This window comes from Geomonas ferrireducens, assembly GCF_004917065.1.
In the GTDB taxonomy this organism is placed as follows: Bacteria; Desulfobacterota; Desulfuromonadia; order Geobacterales; family Geobacteraceae; genus Geomonas; species Geomonas ferrireducens.
This window is the reverse complement of sequence record NZ_SSYA01000003.1, coordinates 509,024-526,576: the sequence shown is the minus strand read 5'-3', so window position 1 is coordinate 526,576 and position 17,553 is coordinate 509,024. Positions and strand designations below refer to the sequence as shown.

The 17,553-nt window shown below is 63.8% G+C and carries 15 protein-coding genes; 8 read left to right on the top strand and 7 right to left on the bottom strand.

The window, feature by feature from the left end; translation table 11 throughout:
* Positions 1-21 precede the first annotated feature (21 nt).
* From E8L22_RS22040 to E8L22_RS18095, 7 genes are all read left to right on the top strand, one after another.
* Positions 22-201 (top strand): hypothetical protein, encoded by a 180-nt coding sequence (locus E8L22_RS22040; protein WP_407925356.1) that lies wholly within the window; start codon positions 22-24, stop codon positions 199-201.
* Positions 202-216: 15 nt separating this feature from the next.
* Positions 217-432 (top strand): glutaredoxin family protein, encoded by a 216-nt coding sequence (locus E8L22_RS22035; protein WP_407925355.1) that lies wholly within the window; start codon positions 217-219, stop codon positions 430-432.
* A 453-nt stretch (positions 433-885) separates the two neighbouring features.
* The gene (locus tag E8L22_RS18115; protein WP_136526527.1) at positions 886-2,526 is read left to right on the top strand and encodes an anaerobic C4-dicarboxylate transporter; all 1,641 of its coding nucleotides are present in this window, start codon (positions 886-888) and stop codon (positions 2,524-2,526) included.
* Between the two features lie 66 nt (positions 2,527-2,592).
* Positions 2,593-5,556, top strand: a complete 2,964-nt coding sequence (locus tag E8L22_RS18110; protein WP_136526526.1) for an NAD-glutamate dehydrogenase domain-containing protein — start codon at positions 2,593-2,595, stop codon at positions 5,554-5,556.
* Positions 5,557-5,769: 213 nt separating this feature from the next.
* The gene (locus E8L22_RS18105; RefSeq protein ID WP_136526525.1) at positions 5,770-8,301 is read left to right on the top strand and encodes a hybrid sensor histidine kinase/response regulator; all 2,532 of its coding nucleotides are present in this window, start codon (positions 5,770-5,772) and stop codon (positions 8,299-8,301) included.
* A gap of 41 nt (positions 8,302-8,342) precedes the next feature.
* On the top strand, positions 8,343-8,939 hold the full coding sequence (locus E8L22_RS18100) for a chemotaxis protein CheD (RefSeq protein WP_135872083.1): 597 nt from the start codon (positions 8,343-8,345) through the stop codon (positions 8,937-8,939).
* 14 nt (positions 8,940-8,953) lie between these two features.
* Positions 8,954-9,442, top strand: coding sequence for an SRPBCC family protein (locus E8L22_RS18095; RefSeq protein WP_136526524.1), 489 nt, complete (start codon positions 8,954-8,956; stop codon positions 9,440-9,442).
* Between the two features lie 338 nt (positions 9,443-9,780).
* Here E8L22_RS18095 and E8L22_RS18090 read toward each other — a convergent pair whose 3' ends face one another.
* From E8L22_RS18090 to E8L22_RS18060, 7 genes are all read right to left on the bottom strand, one after another.
* Positions 9,781-10,896: a transaldolase family protein gene (locus E8L22_RS18090; protein ID WP_136526523.1), complete on the bottom strand. Its 1,116-nt coding sequence runs from the start codon at positions 10,894-10,896 to the stop codon at positions 9,781-9,783.
* A 49-nt stretch (positions 10,897-10,945) separates the two neighbouring features.
* Positions 10,946-13,027 (bottom strand): transketolase, encoded by a 2,082-nt coding sequence (tkt, locus tag E8L22_RS18085; protein WP_136526522.1) that lies wholly within the window; start codon positions 13,025-13,027, stop codon positions 10,946-10,948.
* 238 nt (positions 13,028-13,265) lie between these two features.
* Positions 13,266-14,261, bottom strand: a complete 996-nt coding sequence (locus E8L22_RS18080) for an aldo/keto reductase (protein WP_136526521.1) — start codon at positions 14,259-14,261, stop codon at positions 13,266-13,268.
* Between the two features lie 89 nt (positions 14,262-14,350).
* On the bottom strand, positions 14,351-14,554 hold the full coding sequence (locus tag E8L22_RS18075) for a hypothetical protein (RefSeq protein WP_136514171.1): 204 nt from the start codon (positions 14,552-14,554) through the stop codon (positions 14,351-14,353).
* Positions 14,555-14,675: 121 nt separating this feature from the next.
* Entirely contained in the window at positions 14,676-16,082 is a 1,407-nt protein-coding gene (locus E8L22_RS18070; RefSeq protein WP_136526520.1) for an OmpA family protein, read from the bottom strand.
* A gap of 242 nt (positions 16,083-16,324) precedes the next feature.
* The gene (locus E8L22_RS18065; RefSeq protein WP_136526519.1) at positions 16,325-16,693 is read right to left on the bottom strand and encodes a rhodanese-like domain-containing protein; all 369 of its coding nucleotides are present in this window, start codon (positions 16,691-16,693) and stop codon (positions 16,325-16,327) included.
* A 9-nt stretch (positions 16,694-16,702) separates the two neighbouring features.
* A complete protein-coding gene (locus E8L22_RS18060) occupies positions 16,703-16,912 on the bottom strand; it encodes a hypothetical protein (RefSeq protein ID WP_135872095.1) in 210 nt (69 codons plus the stop codon).
* 266 nt (positions 16,913-17,178) lie between these two features.
* On the opposite strand from E8L22_RS18060, the gene flgM reads away from it, so the two are divergent.
* A complete protein-coding gene (gene flgM / locus E8L22_RS18055; protein WP_136526518.1) occupies positions 17,179-17,463 on the top strand; it encodes a flagellar biosynthesis anti-sigma factor FlgM in 285 nt (94 codons plus the stop codon).
* Positions 17,464-17,553: the final 90 nt, after the last annotated feature.

The following is a 17,553-nucleotide window of genomic DNA, read 5'->3' as shown; positions in this document are numbered from 1 at the left end:
GAAAATTATGCGGAGGAACCGATGACAAAATATTTAAAGAGGGGTGTCCGGCTTTTCCGGCGACAGTGGACTATGTCCCTGGTGGCGGCCTTTGCCGTATTTTTACTCGCACCGTCGCTCGTGGGATGCGCAACGGCTCCGGCGCTGGAAACCGGCGCCCGCTCCTACCCGACCATCGTGATGTTCGTCGGCAGCGGCTGAAGCTACTGCGAAGAGGTGGAAAGTTATTTCACCACAAAACAAATCCCCTTCACGGTGCGCGACATCCGCAAGGACCCCGACGCACGCAAGGAGTGGCGCGAGCGATACGGCGGCGAGATCGTGCCGACCATCGTCTTCGACGGCGGCAAACGAATCGTCGACGGCTGCGACATCCCCGCAATCGAGCGCACCCTGCGCGAGTTGGCACCCGCCGCGCCCCCATCCCGTTGAGACGGGCTTACCGCTGTCCCGAATGCACCCACCTGTTATGAAAGACTCTGCCAAGCGTCACCTCATCCACCCTTCCCCCCGGAGGGGGGAGGCTGGGAGGGGGGAAGGCATGAGCCGCTTCGCTCCCCTCCCTGTCCCTCCCCCTCCGGGGGCGGGAACGCGGACCTCCGTAGCGGAAGATCCTGTCTTCCACAAAAAGGGGTATGCCCGCGGGCATACTATGCCTTTCGTCATACCGGACGCTAAGCCGCTGTAGTTTCGCACCTTTCCACGCCACTACCGCCGCCCCTATTCCCGCGGGCATACCCCTCCGTCTGGGCACGCCACTCATCTGCGCCACTTAACCACCTATAACTACAGCACTTCTTCAAACAAAATCCCCTTGGCATCCCCGATGCTATGTCAAGGTCATGGACGCGTGGACGTCCGACCATCTCAGAGGGGAGAATCATCATGTTCTGGCTGGAATTCGCAGTGGTACTGGCAGCAATCTTCGTAGGGGCCCGGCTGGGCGGTATCGGCCTGGGCGTTCTCGGCGGCCTCGGACTCGCCGTCCTCACCTTCGTGTTTCACCTGCAGCCTACCGCACCGCCCATCGACGTCATGCTGATGATCGCCGCGGTGGTCACCGCCGCCGGCGTCCTGCAGGCGGCCGGGGGGCTCGACTACCTGGTAGCACTCGCCGAACGCATCCTCAGGAACAACCCGGACCGCATCACCTTCCTGGGTCCGATGGTGACCTACTTCTTCACCCTCTTCGCCGGTACCGGCCACGTCGCCTACTCGGTGCTGCCGGTAATCGCCGAGGTGGCGCGCGAGACTGGGGTCCGCCCGGAACGCCCGATGTCCATCTCGGTCATCGCATCGCAGCAGGCCATCACCGCAAGCCCGATCGCAGCGGCGACCGTCGCCCTCCTTGGTCTTCTCGGCGGTTCCGCCGCCAAGTTCGGCTTCAACGTCGAACTGATCGACATCCTGAAGGTCTGTATCCCCTCCACACTCATCGGCGTCATCATCGCCGCTTTCATCTCCAACAAGCTGGGTAAGGAACTGGACCAGGATCCGGAATACCAGAAGCGCCTGCAGGAGGGGACCGTTCCCCCGCCGCGCACCGCCCACACCGATACCGCCAAGGTGAACGAGGCGATCAGGAACACCCCGGCAACCGCCAAGATCGCGGTCGCCCTCTTCCTGCTCGGCACCATCCTCGTGGTCCTTTTCGGCTCCTTCCCGCAGATGCGCCCCGAGTGGAGCGTCGGTAGCGACACCCGCATCAGCCATATCGTGGTGAAAAGCGAGTCCGAGGCGAAAGAGGTGCTCGCTCAGCTTAAATCCGGCGGGAGCTTCTCCGATGTCGCCAAGCAGTGCTCCATCGACGCCACCGCGACCACCGGCGGCGACCTCGGCTGGCAGGCGAAAGGGAAAATGATCCCCGAATTCGAGAAAGCGTGCGCAAAACTGAAGAAACCGGGCGACCTGACCGAAGTGATAAAGACGCCCTTTGGCTACCATATCGTCAAGTTCGACGACAAGCGCCCCGCCCAGAACAAGGAGAAGATGGGGATGCCGCATGTGATCGAGATCGTTATGCTCTCCATCGCCGCACTCATGCTCCTTCTCTGCAAGGTGAAGATCCACAAGGTCGCCGAAGGGAGCGTCTTCATCGCCGGGGTGCAGGCGGTCATCGCCATCTTCGGTATCGCCTGGATGGGTGACACCTTCTTCCAGGGAAACATGGACTTCCTGAGCGGCTCCATCAAGGACATGGTCACCACCGCGCCGTGGCTCTTCGCCTTCGCCCTCTTCGTCCTCTCCATCCTGCTCTACAGCCAGGCGGCGACGGTGCGGGCCCTCATGCCGCTCGGTATAAGCCTCGGCATCCCGGCGCCGTTTCTCATCGCCATGTTCCCTGCGGTGAACGGCTACTTCTTCATCCCGAATTACCCGACCGTGGTCGCCGCGATCAACTTCGACCGCACCGGCACAACGGGCATCGGACGCTACGTCTTGAACCACAGCTTCATGATCCCGGGGCTCGTCGCCACCTTCTCATCGATAGGGATCGGGTTCGTACTGGCGAAGCTTATGTTCTAGCCTGGTCCCCCCTCCCCTTGCGGAGGGGGAGAAATTCACTCACTTCTTGCAAAGGAGTTAAGAGCAATGAAAGCAACAGCCGCAGAGCTTAAAAGACTGAGCACCCAGATTACCGAGAACCGTTCCTGGCTCATGGAGCAGTTCCCCCCTTACTTCTTCATCGCCATGAAGGACGAGCCGGAGGCGATGGCCCTTCTCGAACGGGAGATGGGAAGCCTCACCCAAAACCGCCGTCTCGTGCTCACCGACCGGGAGAAATGCCTGATCCAGGCGCTCCCCAACGTACCGGGCTCCCTGTACGACACGCTGCGCCGCATTCCCGAGCGCGAGATCTCGTACGCGATGATCGGCCACTCGGAGAACCCGCTCCCCGGAAGCGACCGCACCCTCGAGATCCAGCGCTTCGAGTTCGACAGGAAAAGCAACAAGGAGATCCTTGAGGGGGGCGGAACCGAGGTTCCTTCCGCGATCCGGTCCAAAGTGGCCCAGGCGCTGCGCAAGAGCTACCCTGACTTCGCCATGGCCGACCTGGACCGCCTCCTGCGCATCATCTGGCTCAATAACGAGAACTACGTCCGCATGGCCTGGCCCGAGCGCCTGGCCCAGGTGCTGAACCTCTATCAGAAAGGGAACCAGGCCGGCGGGCTCTACCTGGACGTCGAGGAGATGGAGGGGGGCAAGGAATCGCGCATCCACTTCGCCGTCGCCAACCCGCCGCAGCACGACTTCCTGCTCCAGGTGATGGAGGTGTTCAACCGCCTCGACCTCGGCGTGAACCGCGCCTACTGCCTCACCATCTCCAACGGCGTACACCCGGTCTTCCTCGGGACCTTCTACGTGCGCCGCCGCGACGGTGAGATCCTCTCCCGCGGCAGCGAGCTCTTCAGCCTGTTGAGGGACGAGCTCTGCAACACCCAGATCCTCGCCACCAATTCCCACGCCTACCGCGACTTCGTCACCAAGGGGACCTTCAGCGGCCGGCAGGGTTCCCTCGTGAACGCCTTCATCGCCTTCTGCCACACGAACCTCGCCCACAACCAGCCGGACCGCTTCGGCCTGGACGACGTGAAGAGCGCCTTCTTCTCGCACCCCGAGATCGCGCTGCAGTTGACCGAGCTCTTCTCGGTGCGTTTCGCCCCCGCGGCCGCCGACCGTGAGCTGATATATCCGAGCGCCCTCGCCGAGACCGAGCGGGTCGTTGAGGACTACAACACGGGCCACCGCTACCTTGACGAGGTGCGCCGCGCCATCTTCCGCTGCTGCCTCATCTTCATAAAGCACACCCTGAAAACGAACTTCTACGTGGCGGAAAAACAGGCGCTCGCCTTCAGGCTCGACCCGGCTTACCTGACCGAACTCGGCCGGGAGTTCACCTCGGATCTTCCCACCGCCCTCCCCTTCCGGGTCACCTTCTTCTTCAGCCGCTTCGGTTTCGGCTACCACATAGGTTTCTCCGACATCGCCCGCGGCGGCTGGCGCACGGTGATCGCGAGGAACGGCGACGATTTCATCACCAACGCGAACACCATCTTCCGTGAGAACTTCGTCCTCGCCCACACGCAGCACCTGAAGAACAAGGACATCTACGAGGGGGGATCCAAACTCGTGCTGATCCTCGAAGCGGGGGACCTGCAGAGAAGCGGTGAGCGCGACCTGGAGACGCTTAGACTTTACAAGCTGCAGTACGGCGTGGCGAACGCCTTCCTCGACATCTTCGTGACCCAAAATGGCGTGGCGAAGCTCCCTGCGGTGGTGGACTACTACCGCGAGGACGAGCCGATCGAATTAGGCCCGGACGAGAACATGCACGACTCCATGATCGAGAGCATCGCGCGCATCTCCAAAAATCGCGGCTACCTCTTGGGCATCGGCATCATGTCCAGCAAGACGGTCGGCATCAACCACAAGGAGTTCGGCGTCACCTCTACCGGCGTGGTCCGCTTCGCTGAGATCACCATGGCCGACCTCGGCATCGACATGGTGAACCACCCCTTCAGCGTGAAGTTCACCGGCGGCCCCAACGGTGACGTGGCAGGTAACGCCATGCGCATCATGCTGGACCGCTACCCCCGGATGCAGATCCGCCTCATCCTGGACGGGACCGCGGCACTCTTCGATCCGAAGGGGGCGCGCCACGAAGAGCTCTCCCGCATCCTCCTGAAGGAAGACCTGGACGCCTTCAACCCGAAGGCGCTGCACGAGGGGGGCTTCATGCTCTTCAGAAGCGGCAGCCGCACCGAGGGCCTTAAGACCCTGTACCGCAAGGCGACCATGAAAGCGGACGGACTTTCCGAGGAGTGGATCTCCATCGACGAGTTCTCCCGCCTCTTCGGGGAGCTTCCCTTCACTACCGAGGCCGACCTCTTCATCCCGGGAGGGGGGCGTCCCGAAACCATCGACGCCAACAACTGGGAACGCTTCTTCCTCTCCGACGGCACCCCTTCGGCACGCGCCATCGTGGAGGGGGCCAACTCCTTCATCACGCCCGAGGCGCGCATGCAGTTGCAGAAGAAGGGGGTCATCATCATGCGCGACGCCTCGGCCAACAAGTGCGGCGTCATCTCCTCCTCCTACGAGATCATCGCGAACCTGCTCATGAGCGATGCCGAGTTCCTCGCCGACAAGGAAGAGTACGTGTCTGGGGTGATCGCCATCCTTGAGAAGCGGGCGGCGGACGAGGCGCGCCTCATCCTGAAGCGCCACCGCGACAACCCGGTCCTGCCGTGCACCGAGATCTCCGACGCCATCAGCACCGAGATCAACGGCCACTACGCGCGCCTGTTCCGCTTCTTCCAGGGGCGCCCGGAACTCCTCGGCCAGCCGCCGTTTCGCCGTGCGGTGCTCGCCCACCTGCCGGTGCTCATCGCCGACAACGCGCGCTACCGCCGCAGGATCGCCACGCTGCCGCAGAAGTACCTCTGCGCCATCCTCGCCGCCGAGCTCGGCTCCTCGATGGTTTACCGCGGCGACCAGGAGAGCGACTTCGAAGACATCCTGAGGCTGCACATCTCGAGAAACTTCCCCGCATAACCGACGTCACCTCCCCCTCCCTTCCCCGGGAGGGGGAGACCAACGGACGCAGCACCAGTGAACCCGCCGGCAACGGCGGGTTCGCCCGTTTGTGCAACCGTTTTTTGCTGTTATCATTAAGTCGCCCGAGGCTGCTCGACGGCGCTTCATAACTCAACGTTTCCGCCAAAATGCCGATGAGCGGTGCATCACCCTGTCCCGCCGGAGGAAGTTGTGCCGAAGACGAGTTACTCCCCGCCCCAGCAAGATCGCACCGACAACCGGTCGGTCGCACTACGCTACAGCATCGTACTGTTCGCCATCTTCCTGTGCGTGTTCACACTCATCGTCTGGTTTACCGAGGGAAATAACGAAAGGGCCAAGGAAAGCGACCTCACCTCCCGCACCAGGACCTTCAGCGGATCGCTTCAGATCACCCTCGAGGGGAACAAGAGCTACCTCGAGATGCTCGCCTACGAGCGGAGCTCTGGGAAGCTCAATGCCGGGCTGTTCCAGGAGAGGGTCAGCCAGTACGTGCAGGCCCATCCCGAGCTGATCAACGTCACCTGGGTCGACGCCGACTTCACCATCACCGACGTAGCACCGCTTGCCCCCAACCGTCAGATCGTCGGCCTGCAGCTAAACCTCCCGGAGCCCAAACGGGCCTCCCACTTGGCCCGCGAGCAGCGCAAGGCGGTTTATACCCGTCCTTTCGAGGCGATCCAGGGAAGACCATCCTTTGAGATCTGGGTCCCGGTCTACCGGGACGGTACTTTCCTTGGACTCTTCGGAGGGGTGTACTCCTGCGACCGGCTGCTGCAGCAGTTGATCTCGCAGACCCGCCCCCGCCTCTACCACTTAAGCCTCTCCGACATCAACGGTCGCATCCTCGCCACCTCTCCGCAGCGAGACACCACGGACCATCACGCCATCAAGGAGGTGGCGATTACCGACGAAACGAGCGGCGTCATGCTCCGGGTGCAGCGCTACACCAGCCGAGTCGACTGGCGTTTGAGCCTCCTCAAAGCCCTTTCCCTGGTCCTCGTGTCCGGTATGGGATACGCCCTTTGGCAACTAAAGCAGGAGATCGACGAGCGTAGAAGGGCCGAGGAAGAGGTGAAGCAGAACGCTGTGCAACTCGAGGAAGAGATCACAGAGCGGCAGGCGGCCCAGGAAAGCCTGCAGGAACAGGCCGCACAGCTCGAGGAGGAGATCTCGGAGCGCTGGCTGGCAGAGGAGGCTCTCAGGGAAAGCGAGGAACGGCTGCGGCTTCTGCTCGACTCGACCGGCGAGGCGATCTACGGCATCGACCTCGAGGGGAGGTGCACCTTCTGCAACCGCGCCTGCGTCAGGATGCTCGGCTACCAGGGCGCCGAGGAGCTCCTCGGCAAGGACATGCATGATGTGATGCACCACAGCTACCCCGACGGCCGCAAGATGCCGGAAGCGGAGTGCAGGGCGCACAAGGCCATGATGCAGGGCAAGGTCGGTCACGTCGAGGAGGAGGTCTTCTGGCGCTCAGACGGCAGCAGCTTCCCGGTGGAGTACTGGTGCTATCCGCAGGTTAAGGAGGGGAAGGTGGTGGGAGCCGTGGTCGCCTTCATCAATACGACCGAGCGCAAGCACCTGGAGGAACAGTTCCGCCAGTCCCAGAAGATGGAGTCGATCGGTCGTCTGGCGGGGGGAGTGGCGCACGACTTCAACAACATGCTTAGCGTCATCTCCGGCGCCGCGGAACTTTCGAAAAGAAAGCTCGAGGACGGCGAGCCCGTGGGGCAGTACCTGGAGCTCATCATAAACGCCGCGCGCCGCTCGAGCGACATCACCCGACAGCTCCTCGCCTTCTCGCGCAAGGAGGTGATCTCGCCCAAGCCGGTGAATCTCAACCGTCAGATCGAAGAGGCGAACCGGATCCTGCTGCGGCTGATCGGCGAAGACGTGCAGCTCACCTTCCACCCGGTGCAGGAGCTCTGGTGCGTGCTTATCGACCCCTCACAGGTGGACCAGATCCTGATCAACCTCGCGGTGAACGCCCGTGACGCCATGCCGGAAGGGGGAAGCCTCACCATCGAGACGGCAAACATCCAGATCACCAGCCAGTACGCCTACCTGCACCCGGACGCGCGCGCCGGCGAGTATGTGCGCCTCACCGTGAGTGATACCGGCTGCGGCATGGACAAGGCGACCGCGGCGCACATCTTCGAGCCCTTCTTCACCACGAAAGGGGCGGGCAAAGGGACCGGCCTCGGGCTGTCCACCGTGTACGGCATCGTGAGCCAGAACGGCGGTTTCATCAACGTCTACAGCGAGCCGGGTCAGGGGGCGGTGTTCCGGATCTACCTGCCGCGCCTGCCGGAACAGGGGGAAAGCGCCGAGGGGGGCACGGCCGATGAGCAGCAGCTGCAGGGTACGATCCTCCTCGTGGAGGACGAGGAGATGCTTTTGTGGCTCACCACGAGGCTGCTGGAGGAGATGGGGCTCAAGGTGATCCAGGCGCAGGCCCCCTTGCAGGCGGTGGAGATCTGCCGCGACAGGCTCAGCGAAATCGACATGATATTGACCGACGTGGTGATGCCGGATATGAACGGCCGGGAGATGGTGGCACGCATCAAGGAGTTCGCGCCCGAGGTCCGCGTGCTGTACATGTCCGGCCACACCGCGGACACCGTGGTGCAGCGGGGAGTGATGGAGTCGGGGATGCACTACATCCAGAAGCCCCTTGAGATGGAAAAGCTCCGGGAGAAGATCAGGCAGGTGCTGGCGTAGTTTGCCGCGGTGCTGCACAACCCGCAGGAGACAGGTACCCGATGAAGATCGAAAAGTACCAAAACGGAGAGCGGGTCACTATTTCGCCTGGAGAGCTGTACGTAACCGGCGGCCCCTGCGTCATCTCCACGCTTCTGGGCTCCTGCATCGCGGCGTGCCTCTACGACCCGGTACGGCGCATCATCGGCATGAACCACTTCATGCTGAGCAACCCGCGCTATTCAAAGGAGCTCCCCCTCAACATCACCGACGCGGGCCGCTACGGGATCCACGCCATGGATCTCTTGATCAACGCCATGATGGCCCAAGGGACGGACCGGCGCCACGTGAGGGCCAAGATTTTCGGCGGGGCCACCATCATCAACCCGGAAAGCTCCAAGGACAACTTCTTCTGTGTCGGGCAGGTGAACTGCCGCTTCATCCTGCAGTACATGGAGAAGGAGAGGATTCCCGTTGAGGCCATGGACATCGGCGGGGACTTCGGCCGGGTGATCCACTTCTCCAACGGGGACTTCGCGGTGCACCGCAGGAAAGTGGACTCAAGGCGCAGCGACAAGCTCGCCCAACGCGACCGCTACTGCTGGCAAAAGGCGATCGAGCAGCAGCAAGAGGCACTCACCGAGATCGAACTCTGGTAGAGGGAAGGAACGCGATGAAGATGTACAGGTTGAAGCAGGAACAGCTGCTGCCGATGCCCATCGAAAGGGCATGGGAGTTCTTCGTCCACCCGGCGAACCTGCCGCTCATAACGCCGCCGGACCTGGGCTTCAGGATCACCGGTGAGTTGCCGGACAAGATGCACGCGGGGATGATCGTCACCTACACGGTCACCCCCTTTTTGGGCCTCGCCGTCAACTGGGTCACCGAGATCACCCACATGCACGAGCCCCACTTCTTCGTGGACGAGCAGCGCTTCGGCCCGTACCGGCTCTGGCACCACCAGCACATCTTCGAAAAGACGCCGCAGGGGACCCTGATGACCGACATCGTGCACTACGTGCTCCCCTTCGGGCCCCTGGGACGGCTCGCCGCGCCGCTTGTGACGCACCGGGTCCGGCAGATCTTCAATTATCGCCATACGGCGCTCGCCAAGGAGCTCGGTTTCCCCCCCGGTTCCGCTTCGCAGGCGGAAGGAGCCTGAACTCTTTCCGCCACCCCACTCTGCACCGTCACACCCCTGCTACCCGCTTCCTTCGGCGCATCCGGTGCACTGCACATTTTTTAGGCAAACAGGTAAAAAACTGCGATCTACGGCAGGATATCCGGGCGATCCAGAAACTTATCCACAGTTTTTTCCACCAAACTGTGCATTGCCAAGCCGCGTCCACCTTGATTCCGGCGCGATCGCGGGAAACTTATTCACTTTTCTAGCCTTTTTCGCACCAGCGACACAATATTGACAACAATTAATTTGCACACGCCAATACTGCATCCCGCAAGAGGCTGCAGATTGCGGCCAATACGCCGTCATCCTCACCCCTACAAGGCCGCTCCCCGCTTGAGTTCGATGTTGCGCAAGAGGCTGTCGTAGTGACGGGTCAGGCGCTCCACCCCTTCGTCCTCCAGCTCCTGGGCCAGGTGGTGCAGGTTCGCCCCCAGGGTGCAGAGGTTCTCCAGGAGGACGAGGGCCTCCTGCACACCGTCATCGAGACGGCAGACGGAGGTGCCGTGCTCCCGGAAGGCGGCCAGCATCCCCGGCGCCATGAGCTGCACCGTGTCCGCACCGATGAGCGCCTCGGGATAAGTGAGGTCGAGGTCGCCGGCGCCGGAGCTCGCCCACACGAGCCTCTGCGCCCGCCCGCCACGCGCCGCGAGGACGCGATAACGATCGTTGCCGTGGATCTCCCGGTTCACGCAGCGCAGGGCCTTCGCGAAGGCGATGGCGGCCTTCCCCTTCAGCACCTCCGCAAGGGACCTCTCCGCGTTCTCCCCCCGGGCCATGCTTGAAAGGAGCGGTTCGAGCAGGCGGTCGATCTGCATGAGCGGCAGCTCCACCACCGAGGTGACGCACTCAAGCGGCAGCCCCCGGGCAGCCCGCTGCGCCAGGGCGTCCAGGTAGGCGTCGGCAACGGCGCGGTATCGGGGCACGCTGAAGACCAGGGTGACGCAGACGCTTATCCCCTCGCGCACCAGTTGGCGCAGGGCGGCGACCCCTTCAAGGGTGCCGGGGATCCTGATGTAGAGGTTGGGGCAGTCGGCGGTATCCCAAAGACGCCGTGCCTCGGCAACCGTTGCGCCGGCGTCTCTGGCAAGACGGGGGGAGACCTCGAGGGTCGCAAACCCCTCTTCCCCTTTGGAGAGCTCGTAGACCGGGCGCAGCAGTTCGGCGGCAAGACGGGCATCCTCGGTGAGGAGAGCCGCGCAGATATGGGTGGCGCCGAGCCCGCGCCGGGAAAGGAGCGCAATCGAGGCGTCGTAATCACTCCCGGCGGCTACCAGCCGCTCCAGAGTCGCAACGGTGGAGGCAAGCCCGCTCACGCCGTCCTTTTGTACCAGCGCAGCCAGCTCGCCGGAGAGGAGCATGCTACGGCCGATGCCGTCAAGCCACACGCTCTGGCCGCAGCAGCGCAGCCTCGTGATCGGCGTATCTCTCATGATCGCTCCTTCCCGGCAGGGAGCATGAGGCGCCTTCAGCACCCTCTGGTCACTCCCCCCTTCCGATCAGCTGCAGGGCAAGCCTGCAGACGTTGTCCACGGTGAAGCCGTATTCGGTGAGCACCACCTCGCCCGGGGCGGAGGCTCCGAACCCCTCCACCCCCAGCACCGCGCCGGCGCTCCCCACGTACCTGTGCCATCCAAACGGGCTTCCCGCCTCGACGGCGAGCCTTGCCGGGACCTCCGGTGGGAGCACCGACTCACGGTACTCCCGGGGCTGCTCGTCGAAGAGCGCCCAGCACGGCATCGACACGGCGCGCGTCGCGATCCCCTGTTCCTGGAGCCGGTCACGCGCCCGCAGCGCGAGGGAGACCTCGGAGCCGGTGGCGATGAGGATGAGCCGCGGCGTGCCGCCGTCACCTTCGGCCAGGACGTAGCCTCCGCGCAGCACGCCTTCGGCCGCGGCGCAGGCCGCCCGGTCCAGGGTGGGAACCGCCTGGCGCGACAGGACGAGCGCCACCGGCCGATTCCTCGTCTCGAGCGCGGCCCGCCAGGCAAATGCGGTCTCGTTGGCGTCGCAGGGGCGCAGCACCAAAAGGCGCGGGATGCCCCTGAGCGACGCGACATGCTCCACCGGCTGATGGGTCGGACCGTCCTCGCCCACCGCGATCGAGTCGTGGGTGAAGACGTGGATCACCTTTAGATCCGACAGGGCGGCCAGGCGCAGCGAGGGGCGCAGGTAGTCCGAGAAGGTGAGGAAGGTGGCGCCGAAGGGGATGACCCCTCCGTGGGCGGCAAGGCCGTTCATGACCGCGGCCATGCCGTGTTCGCGCACGCCGAAGTGGACGTTGGCGCCCTCCCTGCCCCACACGCCCCCGACGGCACCCTGCCGGTCTTCAGGCTGCCACGCCTCGCTCTGAAAGTCCCCCTTGCCGGCAAGCGCGGTCACCGTGGAGGGATTGAGGTCGGCGGACCCGCCGAAAAGCTGCGGCAGGCGGGAAGCGAGTGCGTTCAGCACCTTGCCGGACGCGGCGCGGGTCGCCATCCCCTTCGCGTCCGCGGCAAAGTGCGGGAGCACCTCCTCCCACCCGGCGGGGAGTTCCCCGGATATGGCAAGGGCAAGTTCCGCCGCCTCTGCCGGGTACTGCGCCGCGTAACCTTCGCGCAGCTCCTCCCACGCGCCCTGCCGTGCTCCCCCCTGCTCTACGGCCTCCCTGAAGCGCGCAAGCGCCGGTTCAGGGACGAGGAAGGGGGGCTCGGCGGGCCAGGAAAGCCGCCTTTTGGCGGCCAGCACCTCTTCGCCCCCGAGCGGCGCGCCATGGGCCTCGAAGCTCCCCTCTTTTGCAGGAGAGCCGAAACCGATCCGGGTGCGCACCATGATGAGCGACGGGCGCTCTTCTTCCGCCCGCGCCGCCTCGAGCGCCTCTCCGAGTGCCGCCAGATCGTTGCCGTCCTCGACCTCCAGGACCTGCCATCCGAAGGAGCGGAACCTCCCGGCACGGTCCTCGGAAAAGCTGAGCGAGGTGGAGGCGGCGAGCGTGATGCGGTTGTCGTCGTAAAGGCAGATCAGTTTCCCGAGGCGCAGGTGCCCGGCAAGCGACGCCGCCTCCGAGACCACCCCCTCCATCAGGTCGCCGTCACCTGCGATGACGTAGGTGTGATGGTCCACCAGGCGGAAACCGGGACGGTTGAAACGCGCCGCCAGGTGCGCCTCGGCCATGGCCATGCCGACCGCGTTGCCGAAACCTTGCCCAAGGGGGCCGGTCGTCACCTCCACCCCCGGCGTCACGCCGCGCTCGGGATGCCCGGGGGTGCGGCTTCCCCACTGGCGGAAGCGCTTAAGCTCCTCCATCGGGAGGTCGTAGCCGGTGAGATGCAGGAGCGCGTAGAGAAGCATTGAGCCGTGCCCGGCGGAAAGGACGAAGCGGTCCCGGTCGAACCACCCCGGATCGCGCGGGTTGTGCTTCAAGAACCTGCTCCAGAGCAGGTACGCCATGGCGGCGGCCCCCATGGGCATCCCCGGGTGGCCGCTGTTTGCCTTTTGCACGGCGTCTACCGCCAGAAAGCGCAGCGTGTTGATGCAGAGTTCGTCGGTCTCGGTGGCGGGTGCGATAAGGGGATCCTTGCTCATGGCGCTGCTCCTTTAGCCTTGACGGTCTCGGAGCATCGGCCGGTTCCATTCCCGCACCTGGCGGGCCGCTGTGGGCGGCCCGGAAACGGTCGGCAGGAAAGCCCGGTCGGCTCCTGCCATGAATATAGCAAGTCATTGAGCAAAGTTAAACCATGTCGCTCGTGCTCTATGACAATGAATCATGCAACAGATACTGTAATGGATGTGTCTGTGACTGATAAAGGTCGGAAACTGCGCCCTACTCGGAGTCATCGGTGAAGCGAAGGGCGTCCTCTTCGCAGCGCTCCCCGGCGACATCGAAGCAGGCGACGGAGCGGTCCAGGGCGCACCAGACGTCCTCGGCGAACCTGAGCCCCACCGCCTGGGTGTTCTCCTCGAGGTAGCGCGTATGCTTGGTCCCGGGAATCGGGACGATGTCGCCGCCGCGCCTGAGAATCCAGGCCAGGGCGACCTGGGCAGGCGTCGCGTCATGGGTGCGGGCGATCTCGTCCACCATGGAGACCAGCGTGAAGTTGTGCGTTAAGTTGTGGGCGAAGAAGCGCGGGTTCTTGCGGCGCCGGTCGCACGGCTCCAGGTCCTCCGGCGTCCGGATCTTCCCGGCAAGAAAACCGCGCCCCATCGGGCTGTAGGCAACCATGCCGATGCCGAGCTCGCGCAGTACCGGTATGAGCTTTTCCTCCGCCCCGCGCTCCCAAAGCGAGTACTCCGCCTGGACCGCGGAGAGCGGGTGCACGGCGTGGGCGCGCCGTACCACGCGCGGCCCCGCCGCCGAGAGCCCTATGTGGCGCACCTTCCCCTCCTCGACCAGCCGGGAAAGCGCCCCCACCGTTTCCTCCACCGGGACGGCGGGGTCTAGGCGGTGCTGATAGTAGAGATCGATGTAGTCGGTCCCGAGCCGCTTTAGCGACCCCTCGACCGAGCGACGCACCTGGGGTGGGCTGCTGTCCAGACCGATCAGTTCGCCGTGCGGCCCGAAGCGCCAAGCGAACTTGGTCGCGATGACGAGCCTCTGGCGCGGCACCTCCTTCAGGAGGAGCCCAAGGAGCTGTTCGTTGCTGAACGGGCCGTAGTTCTCCGCGGTGTCCCAGAAGGTCACCCCAAGTTCCACGGCGCGGCGCAGCACCCTTATCGATTCGGCATCGTCCCGGTGCCCGTAGCCGCAGGTCATCCCCATGCAGCCAAGGCCGATGGCGGAGACCTCCAAACCGTACTGTCCCAGTTTCCGTTTGTGCATTTCCACCTCCCCCGCTGACTATCGGTCGGCTTTTCACGCTGCGGCGCTTCATCGGCTGCCGCAACGCCCTTCACCCGGCGGCAGCGCCTTCAGTCTTCGCATCGTTTTCCCAGCACCATCCTCGCCAGCGGAATGGTGCTGGCGGCACCGGCAAGAAAAAGCGTCCAGCCGGCAAGCCTGCGCCGGCGCCCGCTCAGCCGATCGGCCAGCAGCAGCCCCAAGCCGCCTCCCAGCAACACGCGCGTCGCCGCGATCAGGGAGACCTGCGGCAGGGTAACCACGGTCTTATTCATCTCTTTCTCCTTGGACCAACAAAAATAGCCCATGCGTGATGGGCTATTTCTGCGGCGGTTGACAGGCTGCCGAAGGCCAGGGTGCTTGAGATGAGCGGGGTTCCCTGGCCGTTGTCCATGGCTATTTCTGAATCACGCAGTCGATGATGGCGTTGATCCTGCGGTTTTGCGCACGCCCTTCGGCGGTCTTGTTGTAGGCGATGGGACGGGTGGCGCCGTACCCCTTGGCGGAGAGCCTGGAGCGCTCGATGCCGAAGTTCTTCACCAGGTAGTCGACCACGTTCTGGGCACGCTGCTGCGAGAGCTTCATGTTCTGCTCGGGGGTGCCTGTGCTGTCGGTATGCCCCTCGATGACCGCGGTGGTCGTGGTGTAGCGCTTCATGTAGTCGGCCACCTTGGCGATCTCGTCGCGGTACTGCGGTTTCACATCCGCCTTGCCCGTGTCGAAATCGAGTACGAGCGACATGCAAAGACGCTGCGGCGGGGGGAGCTGCTGGACGTCGAAGGCGCAGTCGATGATCGCCTCGATGCGGCGGTTTTTCTGTTTCCCTTCCTCGGTCGCGTTGTCGGCGATGGGACGGGTGAAGCCGTACCCCTTGGCGGAGAGGCGCGAACGGTCGATGCCGTACTGTTCCACCAGGTAGTTCACCACCGCCTCGGCGCGGCGCTGGGAGAGTTCCATGTTGTGGTTGTAGGAGCCGACGTTGTCGGTGTGCCCCTCGATGACGGCGGTGGTGGTCGGGTATTTCTTCATGAAGTTGCCGACCTGGGCGATCTGGTTACGAAGGTCATCGCGGATGATCGCCTTGTCGATGTCGAACTCGCCCTGGAGCGTCATGCAGTACTTGTAGTGCCCGGGGGTGGGTTCGGTCGCGGCGGCCGGTGCAGGTTGCGGCTCAGGCTCGGCGGCAGCCTTCTCTTCGGCGGGGCCGCCCGGTGCGGCGGTCGCCCTGGCGGGGGCCATGGCCGCCTTTCTCCCACCCATCACGAAGGAGAGGCCGAGGCTGTATTCCCAGTTGTTGCCGATGTTGTCGTCGAGGTCCTTGTTCTGGAAGTCGAGGATATGGCGGGCGTCGAGCCTGAGGGCAAGGTTGTCGCCCATGAAGAACTTGAGGCCGCCGCCGGCGTTGAAGGTGCCGTCATGCGAGTTGGGGCCGTCGTACCTGACGGTGGTCCCGCCGCCGCCAACCGCGACGTAAGGTACGAACGCGGTCCTCGGCATGAAGTTCCAGAGGAGGTCGAGGTGATAGGAATAGATCCCGAAGTGCCGGTCGACGCTGGCGTACTGCCCTTTCATGTAGCTCCCCACAAGCTCGGTGCTGAAGTGGTCGGTCCAGTCATAGCCAAGCCTCAGGCCGCCCATGAGACGGTGTTCCTTGAGCCATGCCTGGTCGTCGTCGTCAAAAACGTACCCGCCGACGAAGGGGGAGATGCTGAATGCCCCCGCCCGTTCCCCTGCCTGCGCCGTACCGGCAAACGCCATCACGGCCAGGACCATCATGCAGATAAAGCTGGTGACTCTTTTCATCGCAGCCTCCTTGTTGAGGAGCACCCGCTGGTACAGGCCTCCTGCCAATTTTTAGGCCCCGCCTGCGGCGAGCGCCCCTAGCCCGGCCCTCGCCGGCGTGGATTGATCGCTTACCCGATGTTGCGGCCGACGCCTTCGGGGGCGCCGGAAAAATTAACGCATACCAATATAGCGTCCTTCGCCCCCCTGTCAACTCGCGCAAGGCTTTAGGGGGGCACGGCTCGTGAGAGCGCCGGTAACGGCTACAGCCCGCGATTGCGGGTCATCTCCCGAGCGGCGCGGCGCTCCTCCGCGGGGAGCCCGGCCTTAAGGTACTCCAGCACCCCCCCGGTGAGGGCGCGCGCCTCGATCCCCGCATCCTTCAGCCGCAAGGCCAGCTCAAGGGCCGGCTCATCCCCGGGGACCGTGGTGCAGATGACGACGAGCCGGTCGCGCGGCAGTTCCGGAAGGTGACGCAGCACATCGTCGAAATTCGCAACAAGCGCGCCGCGCACCTTGTGCACCGAAAGGTCGACGTCCCCCGGGTGATGCAGCTCGATAAAAAAGAGCGGCTCTCCTTCCTTGATCCGCTCCCAAAGCCAGTCCACCGACACGGCAAGTTCCCTCTGCATGGCGTCCTCCTAGTTGTCCTCTCCTTCGTCCCCCGCCTTCTGGTCCACATGCTTCGGCGGGACCTGGCGCCTTAGGACCAGGTAGACGAAGAGGCCAATGGCCAGGATGATGAAGAGGGTGACGCTGATGGCGAAGGTTCCGAAAGAATGCTGTTTCACTACCGTGACCGGCGCGTTCGCCGGAGCCTGGGTCTGCGTCTGCAGTTGCGCGCTAGCCATAACCTCCTCCTTTGACACCGTTTTTTCGCCACTTGCCCGCGGCGTCCCGTAGGCACCACACAAAAATAACTTAGCGACTTTTAATGTCAATAAATTAATATTTCTTTTTTTGATAGGGACGGGCGCTGCGGACCGCGGCGCAGAGAGGTGGAACGGGCAGGTTAACGGCTGCTCCATGAAAGAAAACTCACTGTGCTTCAGTGTCGGAAACGTTTACCATTCAAATAGATGCAACGTTCCCAACCGAGTTCAACGAAGAGGAAAAAATGGACGTTACCTCGAAGATAGATCAGGCGAAGTCGGCCCTCCCCGTGGAAGGGAGAATGGAAACCCCGCTGCGCCCACCTGCCAAACGGCAGCAACCTCAATCGGCCAAGCAGGAAGACGTGGTGGAGCTCTCGTCGTCCCTGGCGAGTATCTCGACACAGGAGCTGGACCGGGAACAGGCCCGGCGCGTAGCGGCGATCAAGGCGCAGCTCGACGCAGGGAGCTACCGGGTGGACACGCGCCTGGTGGCGCAGAAGATGCTCACCGAAGGTGCCGGCCTCTGACCGCCCCCCCTCTCTCAACCGCGAACAAAAAACGGCGCGCCACGGAAGTGACGCGCCGAACTGTTTCTTCCACCGGACGTCGGGCACCGC